General features: G+C 62.9%; 24 protein-coding genes. 9 read left to right on the plus strand and 15 right to left on the minus strand.

Translation table 11 applies throughout. The features are described 5' to 3' along the window. Positions 1 to 393, minus strand: coding sequence for a helix-turn-helix domain-containing protein (locus FKV68_RS33085; RefSeq protein ID WP_246452504.1), 393 nt, complete (start codon positions 391 to 393; stop codon positions 1 to 3). Between the two features lie 162 nt (positions 394 to 555). Here FKV68_RS33085 and FKV68_RS12855 point away from each other — a divergent pair, with 162 nt between their 5' ends. Then, positions 556 to 741, plus strand: coding sequence for a hypothetical protein (locus tag FKV68_RS12855; protein WP_245181896.1), 186 nt, complete (start codon positions 556 to 558; stop codon positions 739 to 741). 764 nt (positions 742 to 1,505) lie between these two features. Here FKV68_RS12855 and FKV68_RS12860 read toward each other — a convergent pair. The 3 genes from FKV68_RS12860 to FKV68_RS12870 all read right to left on the minus strand — a co-directional run bounded on the left by FKV68_RS12860 (position 1,506) and on the right by FKV68_RS12870 (position 4,142). After that, complete coding sequence (locus FKV68_RS12860) at positions 1,506 to 2,435, minus strand: DMT family transporter (RefSeq protein WP_180938206.1); 930 nt, start codon at positions 2,433 to 2,435, stop codon at positions 1,506 to 1,508. A gap of 65 nt (positions 2,436 to 2,500) precedes the next feature. Beyond that, positions 2,501 to 3,076, minus strand: a complete 576-nt coding sequence (locus FKV68_RS12865; protein ID WP_180938207.1) for a TetR/AcrR family transcriptional regulator — start codon at positions 3,074 to 3,076, stop codon at positions 2,501 to 2,503. Between the two features lie 163 nt (positions 3,077 to 3,239). Further along, positions 3,240 to 4,142 carry an arginase family protein gene (locus FKV68_RS12870; RefSeq protein WP_245181897.1) on the minus strand — a complete coding sequence of 301 codons (903 nt, stop codon included), beginning with the start codon at positions 4,140 to 4,142 and terminating at the stop codon, positions 3,240 to 3,242. 113 nt (positions 4,143 to 4,255) lie between these two features. Between FKV68_RS12870 and FKV68_RS12875 the strand changes: the two genes are divergently transcribed. Further along, on the plus strand, positions 4,256 to 5,188 hold the full coding sequence (locus tag FKV68_RS12875; protein WP_180938208.1) for a LysR family transcriptional regulator: 933 nt from the start codon (positions 4,256 to 4,258) through the stop codon (positions 5,186 to 5,188). A 206-nt stretch (positions 5,189 to 5,394) separates the two neighbouring features. Here FKV68_RS12875 and FKV68_RS12880 read toward each other — a convergent pair whose 3' ends face one another. The 3 genes from FKV68_RS12880 to FKV68_RS12890 form a co-directional block, all read right to left on the minus strand. Further along, positions 5,395 to 5,955, minus strand: coding sequence for a hypothetical protein (locus FKV68_RS12880; protein ID WP_180938209.1), 561 nt, complete (start codon positions 5,953 to 5,955; stop codon positions 5,395 to 5,397). Positions 5,956 to 6,176: 221 nt separating this feature from the next. Beyond that, complete coding sequence (locus tag FKV68_RS12885; protein ID WP_180938210.1) at positions 6,177 to 7,214, minus strand: DUF3095 family protein; 1,038 nt, start codon at positions 7,212 to 7,214, stop codon at positions 6,177 to 6,179. A 290-nt stretch (positions 7,215 to 7,504) separates the two neighbouring features. Then, positions 7,505 to 7,900: an Ohr family peroxiredoxin gene (locus FKV68_RS12890; protein WP_180938211.1), complete on the minus strand. Its 396-nt coding sequence runs from the start codon at positions 7,898 to 7,900 to the stop codon at positions 7,505 to 7,507. Between the two features lie 455 nt (positions 7,901 to 8,355). On the opposite strand from FKV68_RS12890, the gene FKV68_RS12895 reads away from it, so the two are divergent. From FKV68_RS12895 to FKV68_RS12905, 3 genes are all read left to right on the plus strand, one after another. Then, positions 8,356 to 10,794, plus strand: a complete 2,439-nt coding sequence (locus FKV68_RS12895; protein ID WP_180938212.1) for a phosphoketolase family protein — start codon at positions 8,356 to 8,358, stop codon at positions 10,792 to 10,794. 30 nt (positions 10,795 to 10,824) lie between these two features. After that, complete coding sequence (locus FKV68_RS12900; protein ID WP_180938213.1) at positions 10,825 to 12,144, plus strand: glucoamylase family protein; 1,320 nt, start codon at positions 10,825 to 10,827, stop codon at positions 12,142 to 12,144. 141 nt (positions 12,145 to 12,285) lie between these two features. Continuing rightward, on the plus strand, positions 12,286 to 12,888 hold the full coding sequence (locus FKV68_RS12905; protein WP_180938214.1) for a sulfotransferase family protein: 603 nt from the start codon (positions 12,286 to 12,288) through the stop codon (positions 12,886 to 12,888). Positions 12,889 to 12,976: 88 nt separating this feature from the next. On the opposite strand, the gene FKV68_RS12910 is transcribed toward FKV68_RS12905, so the two are convergent. From FKV68_RS12910 to FKV68_RS12940, 7 genes are all read right to left on the minus strand, one after another. Next, a complete protein-coding gene (locus FKV68_RS12910) occupies positions 12,977 to 14,707 on the minus strand; it encodes an adenylate/guanylate cyclase domain-containing protein (protein WP_180938215.1) in 1,731 nt (576 codons plus the stop codon). A 118-nt stretch (positions 14,708 to 14,825) separates the two neighbouring features. Beyond that, on the minus strand, positions 14,826 to 15,560 hold the full coding sequence (locus FKV68_RS12915; RefSeq protein ID WP_180938216.1) for an NUDIX hydrolase: 735 nt from the start codon (positions 15,558 to 15,560) through the stop codon (positions 14,826 to 14,828). A 2-nt stretch (positions 15,561 to 15,562) separates the two neighbouring features. Then, on the minus strand, positions 15,563 to 16,669 hold the full coding sequence (locus FKV68_RS12920; RefSeq protein ID WP_180938217.1) for an endonuclease/exonuclease/phosphatase family protein: 1,107 nt from the start codon (positions 16,667 to 16,669) through the stop codon (positions 15,563 to 15,565). A 194-nt stretch (positions 16,670 to 16,863) separates the two neighbouring features. Then, positions 16,864 to 17,784, minus strand: coding sequence for a ketopantoate reductase family protein (locus FKV68_RS12925; protein WP_180938218.1), 921 nt, complete (start codon positions 17,782 to 17,784; stop codon positions 16,864 to 16,866). Between the two features lie 78 nt (positions 17,785 to 17,862). Next, positions 17,863 to 18,642: an SDR family NAD(P)-dependent oxidoreductase gene (locus FKV68_RS12930; RefSeq protein ID WP_246452506.1), complete on the minus strand. Its 780-nt coding sequence runs from the start codon at positions 18,640 to 18,642 to the stop codon at positions 17,863 to 17,865. Between the two features lie 113 nt (positions 18,643 to 18,755). Beyond that, positions 18,756 to 19,331 carry an S-(hydroxymethyl)glutathione synthase gene (gene gfa, locus FKV68_RS12935; protein ID WP_180938219.1) on the minus strand — a complete coding sequence of 192 codons (576 nt, stop codon included), beginning with the start codon at positions 19,329 to 19,331 and terminating at the stop codon, positions 18,756 to 18,758. 191 nt (positions 19,332 to 19,522) lie between these two features. Continuing rightward, positions 19,523 to 20,716: an ABC transporter substrate-binding protein gene (locus tag FKV68_RS12940; protein ID WP_180938220.1), complete on the minus strand. Its 1,194-nt coding sequence runs from the start codon at positions 20,714 to 20,716 to the stop codon at positions 19,523 to 19,525. Positions 20,717 to 20,952: 236 nt separating this feature from the next. Here FKV68_RS12940 and FKV68_RS12945 point away from each other — a divergent pair, with 236 nt between their 5' ends. Genes FKV68_RS12945 through FKV68_RS12960 form a run of 4 tightly spaced genes read left to right on the plus strand, consistent with a single transcriptional unit; the run spans position 20,953 to position 23,580 of the window. Further along, the gene (locus FKV68_RS12945) at positions 20,953 to 21,597 is read left to right on the plus strand and encodes a lysophospholipid acyltransferase family protein (RefSeq protein ID WP_180938221.1); all 645 of its coding nucleotides are present in this window, start codon (positions 20,953 to 20,955) and stop codon (positions 21,595 to 21,597) included. Next, a complete protein-coding gene (locus tag FKV68_RS12950) occupies positions 21,594 to 22,544 on the plus strand; it encodes a phosphatidate cytidylyltransferase (protein ID WP_180938222.1) in 951 nt (316 codons plus the stop codon). Before FKV68_RS12945 ends, FKV68_RS12950 begins: the two co-directional genes overlap by 4 nt. Beyond that, positions 22,541 to 22,933, plus strand: a complete 393-nt coding sequence (locus tag FKV68_RS12955) for a hypothetical protein (protein WP_180938223.1) — start codon at positions 22,541 to 22,543, stop codon at positions 22,931 to 22,933. The genes FKV68_RS12950 and FKV68_RS12955 overlap by 4 nt, the downstream gene beginning before the upstream one ends. Further along, on the plus strand, positions 22,930 to 23,580 hold the full coding sequence (locus FKV68_RS12960; protein ID WP_180938224.1) for a CDP-alcohol phosphatidyltransferase family protein: 651 nt from the start codon (positions 22,930 to 22,932) through the stop codon (positions 23,578 to 23,580). The genes FKV68_RS12955 and FKV68_RS12960 overlap by 4 nt, the downstream gene beginning before the upstream one ends. A gap of 109 nt (positions 23,581 to 23,689) precedes the next feature. Here the strand turns inward: FKV68_RS12960 and FKV68_RS12965 are convergent, their stop codons facing one another. Then, positions 23,690 to 24,253, minus strand: coding sequence for a TetR/AcrR family transcriptional regulator (locus tag FKV68_RS12965; protein WP_180938225.1), 564 nt, complete (start codon positions 24,251 to 24,253; stop codon positions 23,690 to 23,692). Positions 24,254 to 24,256: the final 3 nt, after the last annotated feature.

Below are 24,256 nucleotides of genomic sequence, written 5' to 3' on the forward strand. Positions count from 1 at the left end.
TCACGGGCTCGCGCGATCTCCGGGCGTCGATGCTCGCTTGCCCGCAGGCTTTTTTTTGTGGCTCAGCCCGAGCCGATGGAGAAAACGGCCGACATTGGAGCGGTGCACGAGGACGCCGCGGCCAGCCAGTTCCACGCACAGCTCGTCCAGCGTCAACTCGCCATTCTCCGCCAGGCGCTCGCGCATCCATGCATCATGGGCATTCAACTTGCCGCCACCCAGATGACCTTGCCGCCGGGGCGCAAGCGATCCGGTCGCGCGTTTCAGGATCATCAGATTGTTCACAAAACGCGGCGACACGCGGAAGTGCCGAGCCGCCTCTCGATGGCTATGGCCTTCCTCGACAAACGCAACAACACGCACACGCAACGCGATCGGATGTGATTTGCCCACGGCGCTCCTCCCTCTGTCAATCAAAGGGAATCACATCTCCACTGATTTGAGAATCCTGAATCTCAAAAGCCGCGACACGCTTTAGTGCGCAACGGAAGAGCAAGACTCGCACTGGCTCTACCACGTCATCGACAGCAGCTTCGTGCCCTCAAGGACCGGGAGATGGAAGACCTGTTCGAGGCCTATGCTCTTGCTTCAGGGGCCATTGAAAGCCTGCGCAACGAGTATCCTCGGCGGGAGGAACTGCTGCTCGAATACCAGAACCTGTGTCTCGACATGCAGGCCGAGGTCGTAGCCTTCCTGGAAGGCGGCCCGGCCCCTGACGCACGACAGCCGGAAGGTGAGTAACAGGCTCCTGCCTGGCTCAGACAGGCGTGTATTAGGCCGATCGGCAGGTTTAACCCCAACGCGTTAGCAAACAGAGCCCCCAGTCATCTCTCAGGGGCTCTGCTCTAAATTGCTACTGAAAAGGAATGGGTGATGGTATGACGCTACAAAGTTGTAGCCGAATCATTTTGCCAAACTAAAATTGCATGTCTACTAGCCTATAAGGATTATTACGCGACAGCCGGCCGTGCCGAAGCTCGTCTGCGTTTGCGCTGCGGAAGCTGGGGAAAAGGAGCCCGCCACATGGAATGATCGGGAATCCGGCGGGCCCTGAGTTTGACGCCAATTATGTTGGCGACCCAATCGTGCCAGAATTGACTGATTTGTCTACTAACCGATAGGGCTAGATCAACCCGTGCTTGCGTCGGCAATGGAGTTGCCTACGCCAGCGTGCTCGTTGTTCGTTGATAGGCGACGAGAGCTATCATGCGGAAGAATGAAAGAAGCCCACTTCCGGGGAAGTGGGCCCTGAAAACGTTCTAAAACCACTTAACAATATGGGTACAACCTGCCAGATTTTTTCTCGTTTTCCAGTAACATTTTAGGGGTAATCGCAACCTGGCGTGTCCACCCGTCGGATTGCCCCCTCACCACTTCCCATGTCCCGTAAAGACGTAGTCCCTTGGCTTCGTAAGCTCGCGACACGCACGCCCGCACTTGCCGTCGTTGCCGTGCATGGAGGCGGTAGGTCTTAGCTCTCGGGGTTCGTTGGACGGAGCCGTGGCCTAGGGCACATGAGCCGGTTTTTGCGATCGCGCGACGATAATGATGCCGATCAGCGAAACGACCAAGCCCCCGGCCATCGCAAAGGACAAGGGTTCGCCGAACATCACCCAGGCCCAGATCATCGTCACCGGCGGGCTGAGATAGAGGATGGCGGTAACCCGGGCCGGAGAGGATTTGCGAAGCGCGATATAGTAGAGGCTCCATGCCCCGAAGGTCGCGACGAAGACGAGCCAGAGGATGCCGCCGATAAAGCCCGTGTCGAGCACGGGGAGAACGCCTCCTTCGTGCCAGGCGAATACCGCGAAGATCGCGGCCGCCGAAAGGCATTGGATGCACAGACTCTGGTAGACGGGCATGGAATTGGTCGGGCTGCGTTTCTGCAGCAGCGTTGCCATTGCGAGCGAAAGCGTGCCGAGAACAGGGAGGCCATAGGCCCAGAGCGATACGTCGCCCATGTTGAGCGACCAGCCAGAGGCGATCAACACGCCGGCCATGCCGAGGATGGAGCCGAGCCACTGGCGCGCGGTCAACGCCTGCCCGAGGACCGGACAGGACAATATCGCCACCGCCAGCGGCAGCATGTCCGCGATCAAGGCGACGAGACCGGTTGGCACCCCATAGGAAATCGCAAGCGCAAACCCGGCGAGGTAACCGGACATCGCCAGCGCGCCGAACAGCATCTGCGACAAGGCATCTTTCCACCGGATCGCCGGCCCCATGGCAAGCGCGAAGGGAAGCAGCACAAGGCCCGACACAAGGCTTCGCCACAGAAGAATCAGAAAAATCGGCGCGTGGTCGATCGCAAATCGGATGCCGACAAAGCCGGCGCTCCAGGAAATCACCAGAGCCGCTTCGAGGATGATCAGGACGAGAACCGCCGAGATTCCCCTCTTCGGACGGTACGGGACCGCGGCAACAGCTTCACTCATTGATGGGGTCCGTTTCAGGCGGTGGCAGAAGTTGTGTGAGAGATTCGAGGGGAGAACCTCCCCCTTCAGAACTGGTCCAAGACCGAGGTTGCGATCTTGCGCGCGGTTTTCAGCCGTGCGTCATGCCCGTCGAGGCCCGCGCGCGACATCGCGCCCTCGAGCAGAAAAGACAGGTGTTGCGCCGTCTCGTCGATGGCTGAGCCGGCTGCCGGTTGCATCTCGAGGAGGTGTTCCCTGAACAGCCGCTCCACCTCTTCCTTCTGGACCGCGACCACTGCCCGGCCGGGGTCGCCGACGGGAAGCTCCGCGGCGGCGTTGAGGAGCCCGCAGCCTCGAAACCCCCACGCATAGGCAAGGGCCGCATGGTCCACATAGGAGTCGAACACCGCCAGGATACGCTCCTGCGGCGTCGTCGCGCTCCTCAGCCGCTCCTGATAGACGTCCCGCCACTCATCGAGACGTCGCTGCATATACGCATTGACGAGATCGGCCTTAGACGAAAAATTGTTGTAGAGGCTCATTTTCGCGACGCCCGCATGGGCGGTGATCGCATCGATGCCCGTCGCTCCCACCCCCTCGCGGTAGAACAGCTCCGCTGCTGCATTCAGCAGGCGCTCCCTGGCAGGCATTCTCTCGGTCATACGGTCTCTCCAGAATTAGGTAGACCGATCTACCCAATTCTGGAGGTCTGTCAAGTCTGTTGGCGGATAATCTGACGTCGTCGCGGAGGGACGGCGAGAGCGAAACCAGCAGGCGGGGCCTTCACAACACCGCCTGTAGCTCACCTATCTACCGCTTACCCATCTATCGCTTTCCCAGGAGCGGAAGTGTCTGCAGCGACTTCGACAGTTGGATCGCGCTCCACGGCATGTATTCGGCGATCGCCAGCCCGACGACGTCGGCTTCGGCATCCACGGCCGTGAGGATCCTTGCTACCTCCTCGAAGCGCATGCGCCCTTTGGCGACGCCTTCGTAGGTATTCGGCTTGGCCGCGGGATCCTGGAGAAGGAGGAAGTCGTAGAGCGTGGGATCGAGCACATCCAGGTCGAAATGCACCGCGACCTTCTTCGCGCCGGCAGCGCGCAGCCAGTCAAGGACGGGCTCGGCCGAGCCTGCCAGGTCTTCCGGGCTGAGACGCGCCAGTCCATGCTTGGCAATGAAGTCTGTTTCGAACGGCGTGGTTTCGGTCAGACCGACATAGAGGATCTGGCGCGCTTGCACCGGCTTCGGGACAGCGGCCACAAAATCGGGATCGCCTATCCCCATCAGCATGGCGAGCACATGCGCATGGGCATTTCGGAACTGCCCTGCCCCCATCACGTCGGGGTGCGCATCCACCCACAGAACCGCCAGATCGTCGCCATAGCGCTCGTTGAGATAGGCAACCGGCGCGAGATTCACGAGGCAGTCGCCTCCGAGCGTGACGACAGCATCGGGACTGTGTCGGCGGATGGCCGACATGGCCGCCGCAGCGAGATCCAGAAGCGGTTGGCGGGAAACGATGCCTTGATCGGCCGGCCGAACATCGTCATGGGCTTCGGGCACCGCAACCGTCTCTTCCGGTCCGAGCGGCTCGGGGGCTATGGCGGCAAGAACGCGCGCGCCTATTCTGTAATCGGGGTGGTCGCCGCCCTGCCATTGAGGCAGGTTCAGGCGCAGAACCTTCTTCGGATCGATTGTCATCGTCTCACTCTTTCCTGTCAGCATCGGCACTCCCCTGTCGGGAGCAGGAAATAGCTGGTGATTGAAATCGGAAACAAAATGGCTCATCTGTGACATGTCTGTCCACGAGCGTGGACAATCCCAGCTGGAGAAACACGATGAACCAGTTGCTTGCGATGCGAGCCTTTGTGCGGGTCGTTGAATCCGGTTCTTTCCGGGGCGCTGCCAACCAGCTTCTGGTGCCGCGCTCGACAGTCAGCAAACTTGTGACGGATCTCGAAAAGCATCTCGGGACAAGGCTGATGCACAGGACCACGCGCAGCGTCGTGGTGACCCCGGAAGGCGAGGAATATTATCGATATGCGGCGCGCCTGGTCGCGGAGGTCGACGAGGCCGACAGCGCCGTGCGCGGCAAGAAGGTGACGCCCAGGGGCCATCTTCGCATCGAATCTCACCCGACCTTCGCGCAGAATGTTCTGATCCCCCATCTCCCGGATTTCCATCGGCAATATCCGCAGATTTCCATCGCGTTGGGCATTGGCAACCGAACTGCAAACATCATCGGGGAAGGCGTCGACTGCGCCATCCGCGCCGGCGACATCGGCGACGAGTCGCTCGTCGCAAGACATTTGTTCGATGCCGAGTTCGCCACATGTGCGTCGCCGGCCTACCTGGAGCGGATGGGGTTGCCCGCGTCTCCCGAAGATCTCGACGACAAACACGTCAAGGTCGGCTTTTTCTCACACGCCGACGGCAGGATGAAGCCTCTGGTCTTCACCAAACCGGACCGCAGATACGTCGTCAGCGATCTGCAGTTCTCGGCCAATGAAGACAATGGCCAGATTGCAATGATGCTGGCCGGGATGGGGATAGGCCAAAACCTGAGACCGTTCCTGCTGCCCTATCTGCAGTCGGGGCAACTGGTCGAGGTCCTCGGCGAATGGAGCCACCCGCCCCTGCCCTTCCATGTCGTTTATGCCTCGGGCAGGCATCAGAGCGCCCGGCTGAAGGTCTTCATCCAGTGGCTCGTCGAGCGCTTCGGAAAGACCAACAGACCTCGCGTATCCAGCGGCGCCAGGCTAAATGCCTGATATCGCCTGCCGCAAGCAAAACCCGATCCTTTCTTAAAAGGGGAGAGAGAGTGACCAGCCGCCCTGTTGCCTGCGCCACCCCACGCCAACACCATCGCGGCGTCGGTCGCCAGCTTGTTCCGTCGCTGCTGTAAGCGGGCGAGGCCGAAGGCTGCGCAGGGCGAGGAAATCCGCCGCGGCCGGCCAGGACGCGGCGGTGGAGGCTGCTACTGGCCGTGGCCTGTCCCCATGTCGGCGGGGAGCATCAGGTGCTGATACTTGGTACCGGGAAACATCACGTAGGCATGCGCTGGATTGGCGTCCACCTCGTGCGGATAATTGGCCGCCATCTCGTGCGCTGCCTTCCCGACTATCATGACATGCGGGCCCGTCCGAATCCAATGCGATTTGTCAGTCGCATAGGGATCATGGTTGCTGGTGCCCAGGTCTCCGGCAAACATGTAGATGAAGCCGGTCTTGTCCGGCGGTTCGGCCTGGGTCGAAATCGCCCTGAACCATTCGAGCCCGACGGCATCGGCACACCACGGCTCGCCGCTCATATCGACGGCGCAAGTCCACATGTTCGTTCCGGTCCTGATGGGGGTAACCTTGAAGCCCTCACCTATCCGAATGATTGTGGCATTCATCCCGATATCCGCTGGGGCAGCGGACATCGCCTTTGCAATGAACTCGGGATCTCCCTTGGGAACCTCCGCCGTAAGTTCAGCGGCGAGGCTGGGGGAAGAGAACGCTAACGTGACCGACGCGAGGGTAAAGAGCCATCTCATGGCTGCCTCCTGTTGTGAGCGGCCGGCCCGGCTAACCTAGCGCAGAAGTCGTACTCAGAGAAGAGGTTCAAATAGGCGAGACGAAGGACAGAAAACCACCCGATCCGGAGTTGGTACTCTGACGTTCGAGCTCTGAATCGGACCGGAATCTGACGCGAGCGGTCGTTCCTGCCGAACGGGGTGATTTCCTCCCAATTCGGCTCGCTCGCCCATGGCTTCACCTAACGTAATGACGCGGCGGAAAGCCCCTTTGCCTCCATCATTTCGGCTGCCTTGGCGTAGCCGCCGTCCATGCCGTCGAGGAAGTGCAGATGCGAATCCGGCCGATCGGACGGCACGAGGCAGGTCATCAGCGCGTGAGACTGGCGATGCAGTCCGAAGTTGACCTCGCCACGCGCCCTTGCCGCGACAAGGATGGCTTCGACCGCTTCGATCTGTTCGGCCGTGCAGTCGAGCGTCAGGCGCAAACCATCGTCGTATTTGCGGAAGTCGGAGTTGAAGGCGACCTCCGCCCACATTTTCGGATCGACGTAGGTGGCCTTGTTCTTGGGAATGCCCATGTCCTGCGGCACCGGATGGGACTGCCGCGATGCGGCGTTGAAGACCGCCAGTACCTGCCTGGCGAGCGCCGCAAAGACCTCTGGGCTCGTATGCTCAAAGGGCTCGACCAGCAGCGAGAGGATCTCGCCCTGCTGGCTCGCGAACGGCGTCCATTCGCACGTGAGCCCGGTCAGATCCGGTTTCGTCGTGTACCTGCCCGGCTTGACCAGGTACCGCCCCTTCTTGATGCGCTCTTCCGCCCATTTGAGCCCACCGCCCGAAAACATCGCATAGGTGGCGCTTTCCGAGGCCGCGTATCGTGCGACGCGCACGTCCCGCCCGCCGGCGCGGATTTCGCCGACAGGCAGCAAGCCAATTCGAAGATTGAGACCAAGATTGGTCTTGGCAAAGGCCGCGACCTGTCGCAAAGCCGACGTGGCGACCATGAAGCCTTCTGGCGGCAAGGCAAATGCAGCGCCGTCGCCACGAAACACGAAGGGGAAATCGAAGGCGCCCCAGGCGTTGCCGAGCGCGGCAATGATCGACGCGCCGGCGTAGTTGACGTCTTCGTAGCGCCCGGAGCGGATCGCCGACGTCGAGCCGACAACATCTGTTATCCCGACCAGCCAATCATCTGGCAGTGGCTCGTAGATCGACGGATCGAGCACAAGCGAAAACTCGCCGTAGGCTTGCGGTGGCTCTGCGCGGCTGTCGGTCATCGCGTGTTTTTCCCTTGTGGTCGTATCAGCAAGGCGTCGGGTCCGCCTACGCGAGCGGTTCGCTGCTTCGTTGAACCAGCGAACCGCTCTATGCTTTGAACTCACGCAATTCCTCAACGGAAAACCGCTACACACTTTTCCTGGAATTGCTTTGAAACTCACGCAATTCCTCAACGGAAAACCGCTACACACTTTTCCTGAAATTGCTTTGAACTCACGCAATTCCTGAACGGAAAACCGCTACACACTTTTCCTGGAATTGCTTGAGAGGCAGACCCCAGCGATCCCGTTCAGATGAGGCTGGTGGTCACGTCGATGTTGCCGTGCGTAGCCTTGGAGTACGGGCAGATCCCATGCGCCGCCGCGAGCAGCTCTTCACCCAACTCGCGATCGATACCCGGCAGGCTCACGTTGAGACGCGCCCGCAGGAAGTAGGAGCCGTCGTCGACATTGAGATCGATCTCGGCATCGACCTCGGGACCCGCCGGTAGCTTGACGTTTCTCTGCGAGGCGGCGAGCTCGATCGCTCCCATGTAACAGGCCGACCAGGCGGCGCCGAAAAGCTGCTCGGCGGCGGGATGCGGCTGCGAAAGCTTCAGGTCAAGCTTGCCGTCGCTGCTTCGTGTGCCGCCATTGCGGCCGCTGGTATTGTGGGTCTTGCCGGTGAAAATAAGCTTCTCGGTCATTGGGAAATCCTTTCTGGTCCAGTTAACTCGGATCCGCTTCAATCGGATGAGCTGTAAATACGCAAGAGAGATGGCCGTGTCAATCGGTTTCGATTTACTCGGATACGATTTATTTATTGAATGGCATCGCGGGCGACGGACAACGCCCTTAGGCTCTGAAGGCCCTTTCGATTTTTTCTGTGCCCGAAGAGCTTTTTGTGCGAAATTGGCGCTGCCCATTCCGAAGGCATTACCGCTGCTGCATGTTTCCTTAGATCGGAGCTGAATTAAGGATTAAAACATGCAGCAATTTCAAAGTACTGCCGCGTCCGTTGTGCGTCTTGTCAGACGCGCGGCGCTGTAGGGGGCCGCAGCGGATATGGAGGATATGCCGCTGCCGCGCGTTGTGAGTTCCGACGTCCGCATCTCGTAAATCGTAGCACTGTCACATTCCGACTTTCGCTCAGGAGGGTTCGATGTCTACGCTTGAGACCGCACAAGAAATCCGAACGGAGACTCCGCTCTCGTCTGATGAGTTGCATCTGCTCGATGCCTACTGGCGAGCTTCCAACTATCTCTCGGTCGGCCAGATATACCTGCTCGACAATCCGCTGCTCAAAGAGCCGCTGAAGCGCGAGCACATCAAGCCGCGGCTGCTCGGCCACTGGGGAACCTCCCCCGGCCTCAACATGCTCTATGTGCACCTGAACCGGGTGATCAAGCGCGACGACCTCAACATGATCTACATCATCGGCCCCGGCCATGGCGGGCCGTCACTCGTCGCTCACGCTTATCTCGAAGGCACCTACAGCGAGGTCTATCCCAATATCAGCCAGGATGCGGAGGGTTTGAAGCGGCTGTTCAAGCAGTTCAGCTTCCCCGGCGGCATACCGAGCCATGTCGCGCCTGAGACGCCCGGCAGCATCCACGAGGGCGGCGAACTCGGATATGCGTTGAGCCATGCCTACGGCGCCGCGTTCGACAACCCCGACCTGATCGTCGCCTGCGTCGTCGGCGACGGGGAGGCCGAAACCGGGCCGCTCGCTACCGGTTGGCAGGGCAACAAATTCCTCAATCCGGCCCGCGACGGCTGCGTGCTGCCGATCCTCCACCTGAACGGCTACAAGATTGCCAACCCCTGCTTCCTCGCCCGCATCCCAAAAGAGGAGTTGCAAAAGTTCTTCGAGGGGATGGGCTACAAGCCCTATTTCGTCGAAGGACGCGACCCGGAGGACGTACACCGACAACTGGCCGGCGTGCTCGACACCGCCGTCGCCGAGATCCGGAAAATCTGGGCCGATGCAAACAGCGGCAATCTCAAGCGTCCGGCTTGGCCGATGATCGTGTTCCGGACGCCAAAGGGCTGGACATGCCCGGCGGAGATCGACGGCAAGAAGTGCGAGGACTACTGGCGGTCGCATCAGGTGCCCATGGGCGAGATGGACAAGCCGGAGCATATCCGCATCCTCGAACAATGGATGAAGAGCTATCGACCCGAGGAGCTTTTCGACGACGCCGGCCGGTTCAAGGCCGAGATCGCATCGCTCGCTCCGGCGGGCCGTCGCCGCATGAGCGACAATCCGCACGCCAACGGCGGACTGCTGCTGCGTGATCTGAAGATGCCGGATTTCCGCGACTACGCCGTCGAGTTTTCAGGCCACGGTGCGACCGTAGCCGAGTCCGCCCGCGTGATGGGCACGTTCCTGCGCGACGTGATGAAGCTGAACATGGAGGCCAGGAACTTCCGTCTGTTCAGCCCCGACGAGAACAACTCCAATCGCTGGCAGGATGTGCTGCAGGTGACCAACCGCTGCTACATGGCGGACATCTACCCGGAGGACGACCATCTCTCGCCGGACGGCCGCGTCATGGAAGTGCTGAGCGAACACCAGTGCCAGGGATGGCTCGAAGGCTATCTGCTGACCGGCCGCCACGGCTTCTTCTCCTGCTACGAGGCCTTTATCCACATCATCGACTCGATGTTCAACCAGCACGCCAAGTGGCTGAAAGTGTGCAACGAGATCCCGTGGCGCAGACCCATCGGCTCGCTGAACTACTTCCTGAGCTCCCATGTGTGGCGGCAGGACCACAACGGCTTTAGCCATCAGGATCCCGGATTCATCGACCACGTCGTCAACAAGAAGGCGGACGTGATCCGCGTCTATCTGCCGCCGGATGCCAACACCCTGCTCTGCGTGACGGACCACTGCCTGCGCAGCCGCGACTACGTCAACGTGGTCGTCGCCGGCAAGCAGCCGGCGCCGCAATGGCTGACCATGTCGGAGGCCGTGCGGCACTGCGCCATGGGCGTCAGCATCTGGGATTGGGCGAGCAGCGACCAGGGCAGCGAGCCCGATGTCGTCATGGCCTGCTGCGGCGACGTTCCGACGCTCGAAACGCTGGCGGCGGTGCAGCTGCTCCGCGAGCATCTGCCAGAGTTGAAGGTCAGGGTCGTCAATGTCGTGAACCTGATGAAGCTGCAGCCGGAGAAAGAGCATCCGCATGGACTGTCGGACCGCGATTTCGACGGCCTCTTTACGAGGGACAAGCCGATCATCTTCGCCTTCCACGGCTATCCGTGGCTGATCCACCGGCTCACCTATCGCCGGACGAACCACGACAATCTTCACGTGCGCGGCTACAAGGAAGAGGGCACGACGACCACCCCGTTCGACATGGTGGTGCTGAACGAGCTCGATCGCTTCCACCTGGTCGAGGACGTCATCGACCGGTTGCCGCAACTCGGTGCGCGTGCGGCCTATTTCAAGCAGGCGATCCACGCGAAGCTGATCGAGCATCGCGAGCATATCGAAAAATACGGCGACGACATGCCCCAGATCAGCGGCTGGAAGTGGGGCGCGAAGAGTACCCCACCGGCCCGCCCGAGGACATCGACCGAGGGAGACAACGTCTGAGCGAGACTGCTGCCGTAGCGGACCAGCAATATGTCACGGATGCTCTCGATCGCCCCGAAGCTGCAGCGCATGCCGACCGAGCAGGACCTCGGTCGGCTGCAGTTCACGACGATTCTCTACTGCCTTCAGTGCACCAATCCCGATAACGGCCTCGTCCGCGACAAGACCGCGCCCGACGCGCCGGCGAGCATCGCGGCGATCGGCATGGCGCTGGCGACGCTTCCCGTGGTCGTCGAGCGCGGCGTCCTGATCCGCAAGTTCGCCGCCAAGCTCGCCCGCAGAAAGCTGGCGTTTCTGCTGGCATGCCCCCAGGGACCGGAGCCCGACGCGTCGGGCTACAAGGGTTTCTTCTATCATTTCCTCGACATCGAGACCGGCCGCCGGGTCTGGCAGTGCGAGCTGTCGACGATCGACTCGGCCTTCCTCTTCGCCGGCGCCCTGACCGCTGCCGCCTATTTCGACGGGGACAGCCCAGACGAGGTGGAGGTCCGGTGGCTTGCCAACACGCTCTACGAACGGGCCGACTGGAACTGGGCCTGCGACCACGGGCTTACCCTGACCCATGGATGGCGGCCGGAGAGCGGGTTCATCCCCTATCGCTGGCGCGGTTACGACGAGGGCCTGCTGCTCTACATCCTCGGGCTGGGATCGCCGACGCATCCGCTGCCGCCCGAAGCCTATTCCGCCTATACCGAGAGCTACGAATGGCGAAACATCTATGGGCGCGAGTTGCTCTATTCAGGACCGCTCTTCACCCACCAGCTCTCGCACATGTGGATCGACTTCCGCGGTATCCGCGATGAATTCATGCGCCATCACGACAGCGATTACTTCCAGAACAGCCGCCATGCGACCTATGTCCAGCGCGAGTACGCCATCCGCAACCCGCTGAACTTTGCGGGTTACGGCGAGCACTGCTGGGGATTCACCGCCAGCGACGGCCCCGGCTGGGTCAAGAGAAACGTCGATGGCGGGGAAAGGGAGTTCTACGACTATATCGCCCGCGGCGCCCCCTTCGGACCGGACGACGGCACCGTCTCGCCCTGGGTGGTCGTGGCGTCCCTGCCCTTCGCTCCGGAGATCGTCATTCCGACCGTCTGGAACTTTGCGAGGATGCCCTTGGGAATGACCCGCCTCTACGGCTTCAAGCCATCCTTCAACCGGACTTTTACGGTCGAAGACAGCGACCCGGGTTGGTGGGTAAGCCCTTACCACTTCGGCGTCGACCAGGGCCCGGTGGTGCTGATGATCGAAAACTACCGCACCGGCCTCCTCTGGAACATCATGCGCCATTGCCAGCCGATCGTCGCCGGACTGCGCCGCGCGGGATTTTCCGGCGGCTGGCTCTGAGGGCGTGCGGCATTACTGGCTTGGATCTTCACCCCTGAAACGGACCTGCGCGTAGGCGGGCCGACCGAAGACTGGTAGAGTAGTCATTCGGCAACCTTCGGGCGCCAAGAACCAACCGGAGCGTGCCGGGAGGGGGCATCCATGGCTTTGGACATCATTGGGGCCGGCTTTGGCCGCACCGGCACGCATTCGCTCAAGCTGGCGCTGGAGCAGATCGGGTTCGGGCCCTGTCATCACATGAGCGAGGTCGGCCGCAGCCCCGAGCAGAAGGCGCTATGGCGCGCCGCGGGCAAGGGGCAACTGCCGGACTGGGACGAGGCCTATGCCGGCTACCGTTCTGCGGTCGACTGGCCGACGGCGCATTTCTGGCGCGAACTCAGCGCCTATTATCCCGATGCGAAGGTCATACTCACCGTTCGCGACCCCGAAGCCTGGCACAGGAGCGTCATGCACACGATCGGGCCCATGTCGGATCCGGCTACGAACGACCCGGCCTCCTTCGGCGTGGCGGTGGTTGGACAGACCGTTTTCGACGGGCGCATCGGCGACCGCGACCACGCAATCTCCGTTTACCAGGCGCATAATGCGGAGGTGAGAAAAGCGCTGCCTGCGGGGCGCCTTCTCACCTACGAGATTTCCGGTGGGTGGGAGCCGCTTTGTTCCTTTCTCGGGGTTCCGGTCCCCTCCCAACCCTTCCCGCACAGCAATTCGACCGCGGAGTTCCGCTCGCAGTTCGCGCGATGACGTTCAGCGGAGCGACAGGTGCAATTGCCTTGGGCGGCCGGGCCTCCTGCTGGGCTCTCCAGCGACAGGAACGAGGACGGGACGGGCTTCACTCCGGCAGGCCGGCCTTCAGCAAGCCCTGGCGAAACAGTTCGCGCTGTTCGGCCCGCTCCAGGAGCAGGCCGCGCCTGATGAAGTCCGCGGTCGAAAAATCGGGGGACAGCTTCAGAAGGCGCGCCTTGGCCGCATCGGTCGCGGCCGTGTCTCCGGATTGCGCGTAGCAGGCGACGAGACGTGCGCAGGTGAAGGGGCCGGGATTGGGCAGCTCGTTCAGCGCCGCCGCCGCTTCGTCATATCGGCCGAGAATGTAGAGGGCGTTGCCAAGGGCAGCGCTGTACCATGGCGGCGGGAACGGATTGAGCCGGAAGCCCTCGTCGATCCACCGTATTGCTTCCTCGATCTTGCCGCGCCGCGCGAGCAGCCCGCCCATCTGCACCAGCGTGTTCGCATCGTTGGGGTTGAGCTGGTAGGCGCGGCGATAGTGTCGTTCCGCCAGGTCGAACTCGCGACGGTTCGTGTGAATGAGCGCCAGCAGGCGCTCGCAGCCGCTTTCCCCTTCGTCGAGCAGAACCGCCTTTCGCGCGAGCGCGAGCGCAGCGTCGAGAATGTCTGGCGGCGCGTTGGCGTAGCCATGGAGCGCGATCGTGCTCAGCGCCAGATAAGCGTGGGCGAGCGCAAACTGCGGGTCACGCTCAAGCGCCGCCTCGAACATCATGCGGGCCTGCCGGTTGTCGTCGACGCCGTAGCTGCGCATATGCACGACCCCGCGCAGGTAGAATTCGTAGGCCGCAAGGCTCGTCGTCGGCTTGCGCAGCGCCTGTCGGACATCGGCACTCTCGATGTGCCCGGCGAGTGTCGAGACGATCATCCTCGTCACCTCGTCCTGGACCGCGAAAATATCGGTGACGCTGCGGTCGTAGTGCTCCGACCACAGGTGCTTTCCGCTCGTGGCTTCGACAAGCTGCGCCGTGATGCGGATCCGTTCGCCCGACTGTCGAACGCTGCCTTCGACCAGATAGGTGACGCCGAGCCTGATGCCGATCTCCCTGAGCCCCACCCCCTTGTCGCGAAAGCTGAAGGAAGAGCTGGCGGCGATGACGGACAGTGAGCGAAACCGGGCAAGGCCGCCGATGATATCCTCGGTGATGCCGTCGCTGAAGAAGTCCTGGTCCGGCGCTCCGCTCAAGTTCTCGAACGGCAGGACCGCGATCGATGTTCGTGCTGCCGGAGACGTCGATGGCCCGGCCATCGGCGCGTGCCCCCAGTGCCAGACGTGGACGGGCCGCGCAATGTTCTTCAGCGCGGTCTCGCCGCCGTCCCGGAAATCCGACCGGCACTTTGCGCCGAGTTGCCGGTGAACGATGTCGGCGATGCAGATGCCGCCTGGCTCGGCGGAAGCCTCCAGGCGGGCTGCGACATTGACCCCGTCGCCGAACAGATCGTCCCCGTCGATGACAACATCGGCCAGGTTGATGCCGATCCTGAAAAGGATGCGGTCGTCGAGCGCGACGTCCTTCTGATCCGACACCAGTTCTTCCTGAAGCGATATCGCACAGTCCACCGCGTCGACCGCCGAGCTGAAGACGACGAGCGAGCCGTCGCCCATCAGCTTCACGATGCGGCCGCCGCGTGCGGCGATATTGGGCGAGAGGATGGAAGCCTGCAACCGCTTCACGGCCTCGAGCGTGGCGGTTTCGTCAGCCTCCATCAGGCGGGAGTAGCCGACGATATCGGTTGCCATAATGACCGCAACTCGCCGTTCGACGCGCTCGTCCACCATCCCGCCTCCACACGCAGTACGTGATACCTTAGCCCGTCCTCACGGACGCCGGAAGAGGTAACGGAGCGGGGACCGAAGGTGCTGAGCCGATTGCTTCCGCGTACGGCGCGCTGCGTGCTTACCGCTTCTTCGCAAAGAGCCATTCAAGAATTGGCGGGATGAAATCCGGATAATTGTGCGCCTTGGGGTCCGGCCCGCGGATCGCCACCGCCTCCTCGATTTCCGGATGCGCGTCGGTCGCGACATGCTCGGCCACCTTCGCCACGATTTCGTCGGCCGTCGCCGCCAGCCGGTGGATGCGGAACACCGTGAGGGTGCCGTTCATGTGCACCGCCTGGTAACCGGGCTCCGCTGTCGCCTCGGAGAGCTCGATGCCGGTCTCTTCCCGCACCTCGCGGGCAATGTTGCCGTCGAGGTCGCAGCGCCCGTCGATGATATCCTCGGGCTCCAGTGACCCGCCCGGGCTGTAGACACGCCCCGGGTTGGCCGTGTGGCTGCCCATGCGGATGGCGATCATCGCACCGTCCGAAGAAAGGATGAGCGGCATGCCGAAGATGTGCAGGGCGCCGGGCGTGCGGCTCCTTCGCCACCAGAGAAAGGTGGAATAGGGAACGACATGGCCGCTCGCGGCAATCCGCCCGTCCTCGATGCGGATCGCCCGCTGCAGCACCATCTTGCCGTCGAAGAGATGCGGGTTGGCGGCAATCTCGTGCTGCCAGCTTTCCCACGCGCGCTCAGCTTCCGCCACATGATAGGGATGCTGTTCGGGGGAAACATCGATCCGGACTGCCGAGATCGGGAAGATCGTGCCCTCGGCGGGCCATTCGGCGCGGTTGCTTTGAACAAGGCTCATGGTCAGATATCCAATGTCATGACGACCGGGCAATGGTCGGAGGCCTTCGGGCGGTCCCAGCCGGTGCGCGGATAGCGTTCCACCTCCTGCCCTTCCGGAAAGATCGTCCGGAACGGCTGGCCCGCGCGGACGATCTCTGGCGTGCGGGTCGCGTTGCGGCTGGCGAGCGCCGGCGACAGCCAGATATAGTCGAGCTGGCAGAGATGCCGTTCCGCCGGCCCGCGGCTGTGGAACAGCGTCCAGCGGTCGAGCGCCGGCCGGCGCAGCATCGGGTTTTCGACAAAGCCGTCGAACGAGAGGATGTCGAGCGCGCTTTCCGTCTCCTCGCTCGGCACGAATTCGTAGCCGATGCGTCGGTCGCCACGGATCTCCACCTTCTCCTGGTAGTCGTTCATGTCGCCGCAGATCGCAAACATCTTGTCGGCGGTGCGGCCCCGCCCGAAGCGGCTTTCGATGATGTGGCGTACGGCCGTCGCCTCCGCGACGCGGAGCGGCATCGTCGCCTGCCGGCCGTCGAGCCCCTCGCGCGCCGGCCCCATCGACTTGAAGTGCACGACGTAGAGCGTCAGCGGCCGGCCGCCGATCCTCAAGTCCACCTCGAGGCAGTCGCGCTTGAAGATGCGGTCGCCCGGCCGGTTGGTCTGCGCCAGCTCGTCGTTGAACAGATCGAGGTCGGCATAGGTGAGGCCCGCATGGCTCTTGACGTCGAGGCACTCGATCGGCTGGCCGTCGCGCGTCTCCTCGCGCATCAGCACGGCGACATCGATGCCGCGCGAATCATTGCCCTCGATCAGGTATTTCTGCCGGTAGCCGTTGCCGACCATGCGGAAGAGATAGCCGTATTCGAAAGCCTGCAGCGCCGCCATGTTGTCGGCTTCCTGCAGACAGAGGATATCCGCGTCGCAATCGGCGATCGCCAGCGCCGACATCTGCCGCGTGTCGTCCGTATGCGCGATCGTGCGCGCCTCCTCGAGCCGCTGATATTCCGCCTCGCTCCTGACGTCGAACAGCCTCAGCACCCGATCCTGCTTCAACTGGTTGCGAAAGCCGGAAAAATCGAAACGGCTCATGAGGTTTTCGATATTGAAGGTGGCAAGGCGAAGCGACATCAGGCAATTCCGTAAAACAAGTGTCGCGGAGCTTAGGCATTGGGCGGCAAATGTCGAGGGGTTCCCGTCGCGTCGCCCCTTAAATCGGAGCAGATCCAGGGACGAAAATCATGCAGCAAATCAAAGCGCTGCAGACATCCTTGCATGTCTGATCGGACGCGCAGCTCTGTCGTGACATCATGGAATGCGCAGCCTCACCGCGCCGGCGCGCCATTCGCGTAAAGATGGAGCGCCCGGTAAACCGCGGTATGCGCAGGGGTCGGGATGCCGAGTTCCTGTCCGAGCGCGTGCATCCGTCCCGACAGCCATTCGAGTTCGATCCGCTTGCCGCGCTGAAGGTCGCTGGCCATGGAGGACTGCGTTTCCGGCGGCAGCATCTGCCACAGCGACGTCGTCTGCTGCACAAAACCCTCCGGCATCGGGTGGCCCTTGGCGGCTGCGATCGCCATGCCTTCGTCGCGCAGTTGCTCCATGAATTTCCGGCCTTCCGGATCGGCGATGATCGCCCCGATGCCGGAGCGCATCAGGCTGGTGCCGCCGGCAAAGGCGGCGAGTGTCACGAACTTCATCCACAGCGCCGGGTCGACGTCGTCGACAACCTGGAGCGCGATGCCGTCGGCCCGCTCGCAGGCGTCGCGGAAGGCGGCGATCATCAGGTCGCTGCGCCCGCCGATCGTCATCTGCGTCATCCCACTTATCTGCTTGATCAGGCCCGGCTCTTGCAGATAGGTGGACATGTAGATGGCGCCGCCGACGACCTGCGAGTGCGGCACCGAGCGCGCGAGGATATCGACCCCGTCGACACCGTTCTGCAACGTCAAGACAGTCGTCTTCGGCCCGACCATCGGGACGATCGCGGCCGCCGCTTCCTCGCTGTCGTAGAGCTTGACCGTGAAGATCACGAGGTCGACGACGCCGACCTCGGCGGGATCGTCGGTGGCGTTGACACTCGGCAGGCTGACATTGCCGAGCGGGCTTTCGAGCCTGAGGCCCCGGCTGCGCATCACGTAGAGATGCTCGCCGCGCGCGATGAACGTGACGTCTTCGCCCGCTTTCTGAAGCCGCAGGCCGATATAGCCCCCGATGCCGCCCGAGCCCATCACTGCGATCCGCATGGCCTTCCCTCCCCGCGCCAATCTTCGCGCAAGATATCAGTTTCGCCTTTCGGCGGCACGGTCAAATCATGCCTCTCCTCAAGCGACGGACCAGCCGCCATCGACAAGGAGATTGAGCCCCGTGATCAGCGAAGCGGCCGGCGAGGCCAGGAAGACGACGGCGCCCACGACGTCGTCCGTGTCGCCGATCCGGCCGAGCGGAATATGGCCGAGCGTCTGCTGGTAGAAGTCCTTGTTCGAGAGCGCCGGCTTCGTTCCGTCGGTCCAGATGAAGGTCGGGGCGACGGTGTTGACCGTGATGCCGTATCGCGCCCATTCGGCGGCGAGGCAGCGCGAGAGATGGTTGATCGCCGCCTTGCTCGTGCAATAGATCGCCTCGCCGCGCAGCGTCACTGTGCCCGCCTGCGAACTGATGCTGATGATGCGGCCGGCCTTCTGGGCGATCATCTGCCGGCCGACAGCCTGGGTTATCAGGAACGTGCCCTTGACGTTGACGTTCAGGATCTCGTCGAGATCGGCCTCTACGACGTCCTCCGCCAGGTTTCCGGGCGCGACGCCGACATTGTTGACGAGCACGTCGATGCGCTCGAACATCGCGGTTGCTTCGGCAACCGACGCCTCGATGTCGGTGCGTTTCGAAAGATCGAGCCGCACGGGAAGGACTTCCCGTCCCATGTCGCGGATCTCGCCGATCAGTTCCGCGGACGCCGCGATGTCGCGCAGACCGAGCACGATGTCCGAGCCGGCGGCCGCGCAGGCGAGCGCGCAGGCGCGGCCGATCCCGCGCGAGGCGCCCGTGACAAAGGTCACCTTGCCTTCCAGGCTGAAATCCGGCGCATGCTTGAGTTCGTTTGCCACGGTACCCTCCTCCAGCAATTCGCGGGCAAAATGAATGGAGCGAATCGGAGAGATTCCGGCGCCGGTCCAGTTCGGCTGCGCCGAAATCGAATTTTACCCCGCCGCTCCGTCGCTCACTGCTTCAGGGCGCCGCTCTTCTTCGCCACCCAGGTGGCCACGAAGTCCATCAGTTCCGGCGACAGGCAGTCATAGGGCTCCAGCCCGATCCGCCTCAAGTGATTGCGCACGCCGTTCATCTTCGCGGGATCGACGCCGCTTTCGATGATCGAGGAAACGAAGGCGGCAAAGCCCGGTTCCGGCCAGCCGGTCTCTTCGAACCGCTCGGGATGGATGAAGTCGAGCCCCTGGAACGGATGCTCGCGCTCCACCGGCCCGTACATGTGCACGCCGCATTCCTTGCAGGCGTGCCGCCGGATCAGCGCGGTCGGATCGACGATCGCGAGTTTGTCGCCGTTTTCGACGACGGTGATGCTGTCATGCGGTGCTACCGCAACGATCGAGAAGGCGGCCCCCTTCGGCTTCCAGCATTTGGTACAGCCGCAGGCGTGATTATGGGCGATCCCGCCGTTGACGCGGACCCGGACGGGACGGTCCTTGCAGGCGCAGACCAGCGTCCCGCCACTGAAGGTGGCATTCCCCTTGGCCATGCCGGCGTCGAGATAAGGGTGTAGTGCAACAGGATTTTCCATGCTTTCCTCCCTTGGACCACGAGGATTTTGTCTCGCCGGCCGCTCCCGTGCCGGCGGCAACCTCATGTTTCATTCTCCCTTCCTGAATATACCATCGCATCCGCAAGATTGTCTCCGGGGGCGCAGGCGACGCGTGGCAAACGCCTCGCGGTTGTAACCGTGAGGATTTCACCGCGCACAAAACGGTTGCTTTATTGCGGAACCGGCGCCGGGCAAAGCCTGCTGTCGTTGGAGGACATCGGCCCGAAACTCTCCTCGGGCTGGCGGCATTCAATCTTCGTGCCGACGACACTATCCCAACCGTTCATGATAATTTCCCGCGCCCTTTGCTGTTCTTCGACGCTTGGAAAAGCCGGATCGGCATAGCCCACGCCGCCCTCGAACGGCGGCAGGCGGTTGCGCAGCTCGGTCGGTACCTTTTCGCTGCGCACAAGGTCCGCAAGGCGGATCGGCGAGCAATGGCCCTTCAGGAAGGCGAGCTGCGCCTCGTCCGAGTAGAGATATTCCATCCACAGCCGCGCCGCATGCGGGTGCTGAGCCCGGGCGCTGATCGCCTGCACATAGACCCCTGCAACGGCGCCGGTCTTCGGCCTGACGACTTCGACCTTGGTTTTTCCCGCAAGGCGGTCGCGATCGCCGCGTGCCAGATAGTCCCAGCGGATGAGGATCGGCGTACGGCCATCGGCCAGCGAGCGGTAATCGCCGACGAGCGGAACGAAATTGCCGTTGCCGTGGAGATCCGCAAAGAATTTGAGCCCCCGATCGGCGGCTTCCTCCCTATTCCCGTTCGCAGCCGAAAGGCCCGCGGCGAACACGCTCTGGATCGCCTGGTTCGAGAAAATGTCGCCGGCGAGGCCGACGGCGTTCCTGTAGTCGGGGGAGAGAAGGTCGGCCCAGTCCTGCGGCAGCTTGGCCACCAGGTTCGCGTTCACCTCGAAAACGAGCACGCCGTAGTAATCGCCGTACCAGTATCCATCCGCGTCCTTGGCGTCGTCCGGGATCGTGTCCCACGTCGAGACCTTGTAGGGCTGCAGCAGGCCCTCGCTCTTCGCCGCCGGGGCAAAGGCCAGGCCGACATCGATCACGTCCGGCATCTCCGCGCCGGTCTTGCCCGGCTCAGCCGTGATCGCCTCGATCTCCTTGGCGGACGGGGCGTCGGGCTGGAGCTCGTTGACGCTCAGCCCGTATTTCGCGGCAAAGCCATCGATGATGCCGCCGTATTCGCACCAGTCGCGCGGCAGCGCTATGACGGTGAGCTGCCCTTCTTTTTTGGCGGCCGCCACCAGTTCATCCATGGCGTCAGCGGACGCCGTCGGGGCGAATGCCACAAAGGCACGCGCCGCCGCAGCCGCCGCCAGGATTATCGCATACCACCTTCGTCTCATGGCCGTCCCTCCCCCGGGCTTATGGACAGCGGCACGGAAAAGTTTAGCAGCTTCTAATGGCCTCAGAAAGCGCCATCGTACCGCCCGCTTCCCACCAAACAAGACGTCTTCCCTGCCGCAACGGCCGTGCTACAGTTTGCGTTACGGCGCCGCGCGTCCAACCGGATGCGCAAGGGTCGCGGTAGCACTTTGAACTGCTGCATGCGTCATGGGGCTGACGGGGGGGTGAAGTCCGGATGAAGGCTTTGGTTGCGAAGGTCGCTGCGGCCGCCTTCGTTCTGTTTGCCCGCGCGATAACCGCGGTTCGCGCCATCTGGCCGGAAGAAGGATTGCCGGCCAAGCCTTGTGTCTATTTTGCCAATCATTCGAGCCACGGCGATTTCGTCCTGGTCTGGGCCGTGCTGCCGCCGAGGCTGCGCCACCGGACCCGCCCTGTCGCCGGCGCCGAATACTGGCTGAAATCGCATACCAATGCCTTCATCGGGCGCGACGTCTTCAATGCGGTGCTGATCGAGCGCGACCGGGACAAGCGGACGCAGGATCCGATCGCCCTGATGGTCTCGGCGATCGATGACGGCTCGTCGCTAATCCTCTTTCCCGAGGGCACGCGGAACCAGACCGAGGAAAGGCTGCTCCCCTTCAAGACCGGCATTTTCCATCTGGTCGATCAGCGCCCCGAGGTCGATCTCGTGCCGGTGTGGATCAACAATCTGAACCGCGTGATGCCCAAGGGCGAGATCGTGCCGATCCCGCTGATCTGCACCGTCACCTTCGGCAACGCACTCCGTGTCGCGCCCGGCGAAGACAAGGAAGCATTTCTAGAACGGATGCGTGCCGCCCTCCTGGCGCTTGCTCCGAAACCGGCAGGAAGCGGCGAATGACTGCGGCAAGCTCCGATCTCGTAACCCTCGTCTTCGGCATCTTCGGCGTGCTGATCGTCGCCTCCGCGGTCGGCTACCTGCTCGAGCGGCGTCTCGCAACCGACGGACCGAACGCGGCGGTCGAAAACCTCAATGCGCGCATCCGGGCCTGGTGGGCGATGGTCATCCTGATCGGCCTCGCCTTCATCGCCGGCCGCGTCGGCGTCCTCGTGCTCTTCGCCTTCTGCTCCTTTGCGGCGCTAAGGGAGTTCATCACGCTGATCTACACCCGGCGCGCCGACCACTGGGCACTCGCTTCGGCCTTCTTCCTCGTCCTGCCGATCCAGTATTACCTGCTCTGGGCCGAGGAATACGGCATTTTCTCGATCTTCATCCCCGTCTATGCCTTCCTGCTGATGCCGATCATTTCGGTGCTGCGGGGCGATACGGAGCGCTTCCTGCTTCGCGTCGCCGAAGTGCAATGGGCCCTGATGATCTGCGTCTTCTGCGTGTCGCACGTGCCGGCACTGCTGACCCTCGACATACCGGGCTACGAAGGCCGCAACGTGCTGCTGATCGCCTTCCTGGTGATCGTCGTGCAACTGAGCGACGTGCTGCAATATGTCTGGGGCAAGCTCTTCGGCCGCACCAAGATTGCGCCCAACCTCTCGCCGTCGAAGACGGTCGAGGGCTTTGTCGGCGGCGTTGCCAGCGCCACGCTGATCGGCGCCGCGTTGTGGTGGATCACGCCGTTCACGCCGGTGCAGGCGGGCCTCTTGTCGTTCATCATCACCCTCATGGGCTTCCTCGGGGGGCTGGTGATGTCGGCGATCAAGCGCGATCGCGGGGTCAAGGACTGGGGCCACCTCATCGAGGGTCACGGTGGGCTGATCGACAGGCTGGATTCCGTCGTCTTCTCGGCGCCGATCTTCTTCCACATCGTCCGCTACTGGTGGTCGGTGTCATGACGGCTGTGTTGAGCCGGTGGGCGCGCAGCAGCACGGTACACGTGCTCTTCGCCTTTCTGGCCATGGGCGGCTGGGCGGTCTTCGCCAACAGCGGCCACCCCATGCCACAGCCGCTTATCTCGGGCTTTCTGCAAGGCGCCCTGTCGGCCGGTCTGACACTTTTCCTCAAGTCCGTGATCGACTGGCTTTCGAAGCGCTTCGGCGGGCCTCCGCGTTTCTGGGCACCGCCGCTGATCGCCTGCCTCGGCTCGGCAAGCCTGCTGGTATCGCTCCACGCCCTTGGTGGAACGCCCGAAATATTGAAAACCGTCACGGTTCCGCTGCTGGTCTCGACGACCTACGCGTGGACATATGCGTATTCGATCTCCAGGAGAAGAGGCCAACCATGACCGAGACAGGCGACCGGCGGCCACTTGCAAGCCGCAACACGCGCTGGGCCGGCGCGATCGCCCGATGGATGGCGGCCCGGGCGATAACGCCCAATCAGATCTCGCAGGGGAGCATGGTGGCGGCGGCTCTCGCTGGCGGCGCGTTCTTTCTGGCGGGTCAGAGCGCGGGTACGACGCGGATCGTCTGCCTGCTTCTAGCGGCCTTGTTCTGCCAGCTCCGACTGCTCTGCAACCTCTTCGACGGCATGGTCGCCGTCGAGGGCGGCAAGGGAGAACCGGACGGCCCCTTCTGGAACGAGTTTCCCGATCGTGTCGCCGACATCCTGATATTCGCGGGGCTCGGCTACGGCATCGGCGCACCCGGCCTCGGCTGGGCGGCCGCCGCCTTCGCCGTGCTCACCGCCTATGTGCGCGAGCTTGGCCGCGCCACCGGAAACCCGAGCGATTTTTCCGGGCCGATGGCCAAGCAGCACCGCATGGCGACGGTCACCGCCGCCGCTGCCATCGCCATCCTGGAGCCCCTGTGGCAAGGCCACAACGAGGTGCTGGCGATCGGCCTCTCAGTGGTTGCGCTCGGCGCGGCGCTGACGGCATTCCGCCGCGGACGGACATTGGTCCGGCGGCTGAAAGAGCCGGACAAGCGCTGATCCTGCCATTGCCGCGGAGCGGCGACGAAAGATTGGCTTCGATATAGCCGGTTGTCTTGCGCAGCCGCCACCGTCAAGCGCCGTACGCCAGCGTCCGGGAACCTCCAGTTCAAGCCTTCCCCGCGAGGCGCGCCTCGACCCGTGCCAGCGCGCGTTCGAACACCGCCGTATCGTCGAGCGCGCGACCGAGAACCAGTGCGCCCTGAATGGCGATCACCGCCTCTTCGGCAAGTTCGCCCGCGGTGGCCGGGTCATTGCCAGCTTTTTCGAGCGCCGTGGCGAGCGCCGCCCGCCACTCGGCGAAATAGTCGCGCACCTGATCGGCGAAGCGGTCGCGGACATCGTCGAGCGCGAAGGCGCCGACGAGGCAGACGCGGCGGCCCGAGCGGAAATAGTCCGCCACCGACCGGCACATGGCGCTGATCGCCGTGTGCGGATCCTCTGCCTCGCGAAGTGGCAGGTAGACGTGCTCCTCGAACCATTGGTCGATGTCGCGGAGCACCGTCGTCGCCATCTCCTCCTTCCCGCCCGGGAAGAAGTGATAGAGGCTGCCCTTGCCGAGCCCGGTCTTCTCGCTGATGACGGAAAGGCTCGCGCCTTCGAAGCCATGCTCCCGGAAGATCTCGGCCAGGACGGGAGTGACGTCCGAGCGCTCCGCGACGGTCTTTGCCACGAT

The organism is Sinorhizobium mexicanum, assembly GCF_013488225.1.
Lineage (GTDB): Bacteria > Pseudomonadota > Alphaproteobacteria > Rhizobiales > Rhizobiaceae > Sinorhizobium > Sinorhizobium mexicanum.

Coding starts and splice junctions, on each gene's coding strand:
- FKV68_RS12855 (WP_245181896.1), top strand. CDS start 556: ATGGAAGACCTGTTCGAGGCCTATGCTCTTGCTTCAGGGGCCATTGAA.
- FKV68_RS12860 (WP_180938206.1), bottom strand. CDS start 2,435: ATGAGTGAAGCTGTTGCCGCGGTCCCGTACCGTCCGAAGAGGGGAATC.
- FKV68_RS12865 (WP_180938207.1), bottom strand. CDS start 3,076: ATGACCGAGAGAATGCCTGCCAGGGAGCGCCTGCTGAATGCAGCAGCG.
- FKV68_RS12870 (WP_245181897.1), bottom strand. CDS start 4,142: ATGCTGACAGGAAAGAGTGAGACGATGACAATCGATCCGAAGAAGGTT.
- FKV68_RS12875 (WP_180938208.1), top strand. CDS start 4,256: ATGAACCAGTTGCTTGCGATGCGAGCCTTTGTGCGGGTCGTTGAATCC.
- FKV68_RS12880 (WP_180938209.1), bottom strand. CDS start 5,955: ATGAGATGGCTCTTTACCCTCGCGTCGGTCACGTTAGCGTTCTCTTCC.
- FKV68_RS12885 (WP_180938210.1), bottom strand. CDS start 7,214: ATGACCGACAGCCGCGCAGAGCCACCGCAAGCCTACGGCGAGTTTTCG.
- FKV68_RS12890 (WP_180938211.1), bottom strand. CDS start 7,900: ATGACCGAGAAGCTTATTTTCACCGGCAAGACCCACAATACCAGCGGC.
- FKV68_RS12895 (WP_180938212.1), top strand. CDS start 8,356: ATGTCTACGCTTGAGACCGCACAAGAAATCCGAACGGAGACTCCGCTC.
- FKV68_RS12900 (WP_180938213.1), top strand. CDS start 10,825: ATGTCACGGATGCTCTCGATCGCCCCGAAGCTGCAGCGCATGCCGACC.
- FKV68_RS12905 (WP_180938214.1), top strand. CDS start 12,286: ATGGCTTTGGACATCATTGGGGCCGGCTTTGGCCGCACCGGCACGCAT.
- FKV68_RS12910 (WP_180938215.1), bottom strand. CDS start 14,707: ATGGTGGACGAGCGCGTCGAACGGCGAGTTGCGGTCATTATGGCAACC.
- FKV68_RS12915 (WP_180938216.1), bottom strand. CDS start 15,560: ATGAGCCTTGTTCAAAGCAACCGCGCCGAATGGCCCGCCGAGGGCACG.
- FKV68_RS12920 (WP_180938217.1), bottom strand. CDS start 16,669: ATGTCGCTTCGCCTTGCCACCTTCAATATCGAAAACCTCATGAGCCGT.
- FKV68_RS12925 (WP_180938218.1), bottom strand. CDS start 17,784: ATGCGGATCGCAGTGATGGGCTCGGGCGGCATCGGGGGCTATATCGGC.
- gfa (WP_180938219.1), bottom strand. CDS start 19,331: ATGGAAAATCCTGTTGCACTACACCCTTATCTCGACGCCGGCATGGCC.
- FKV68_RS12940 (WP_180938220.1), bottom strand. CDS start 20,716: ATGAGACGAAGGTGGTATGCGATAATCCTGGCGGCGGCTGCGGCGGCG.
- FKV68_RS12945 (WP_180938221.1), top strand. CDS start 20,953: ATGAAGGCTTTGGTTGCGAAGGTCGCTGCGGCCGCCTTCGTTCTGTTT.
- FKV68_RS12950 (WP_180938222.1), top strand. CDS start 21,594: ATGACTGCGGCAAGCTCCGATCTCGTAACCCTCGTCTTCGGCATCTTC.
- FKV68_RS12955 (WP_180938223.1), top strand. CDS start 22,541: ATGACGGCTGTGTTGAGCCGGTGGGCGCGCAGCAGCACGGTACACGTG.
- FKV68_RS12960 (WP_180938224.1), top strand. CDS start 22,930: ATGACCGAGACAGGCGACCGGCGGCCACTTGCAAGCCGCAACACGCGC.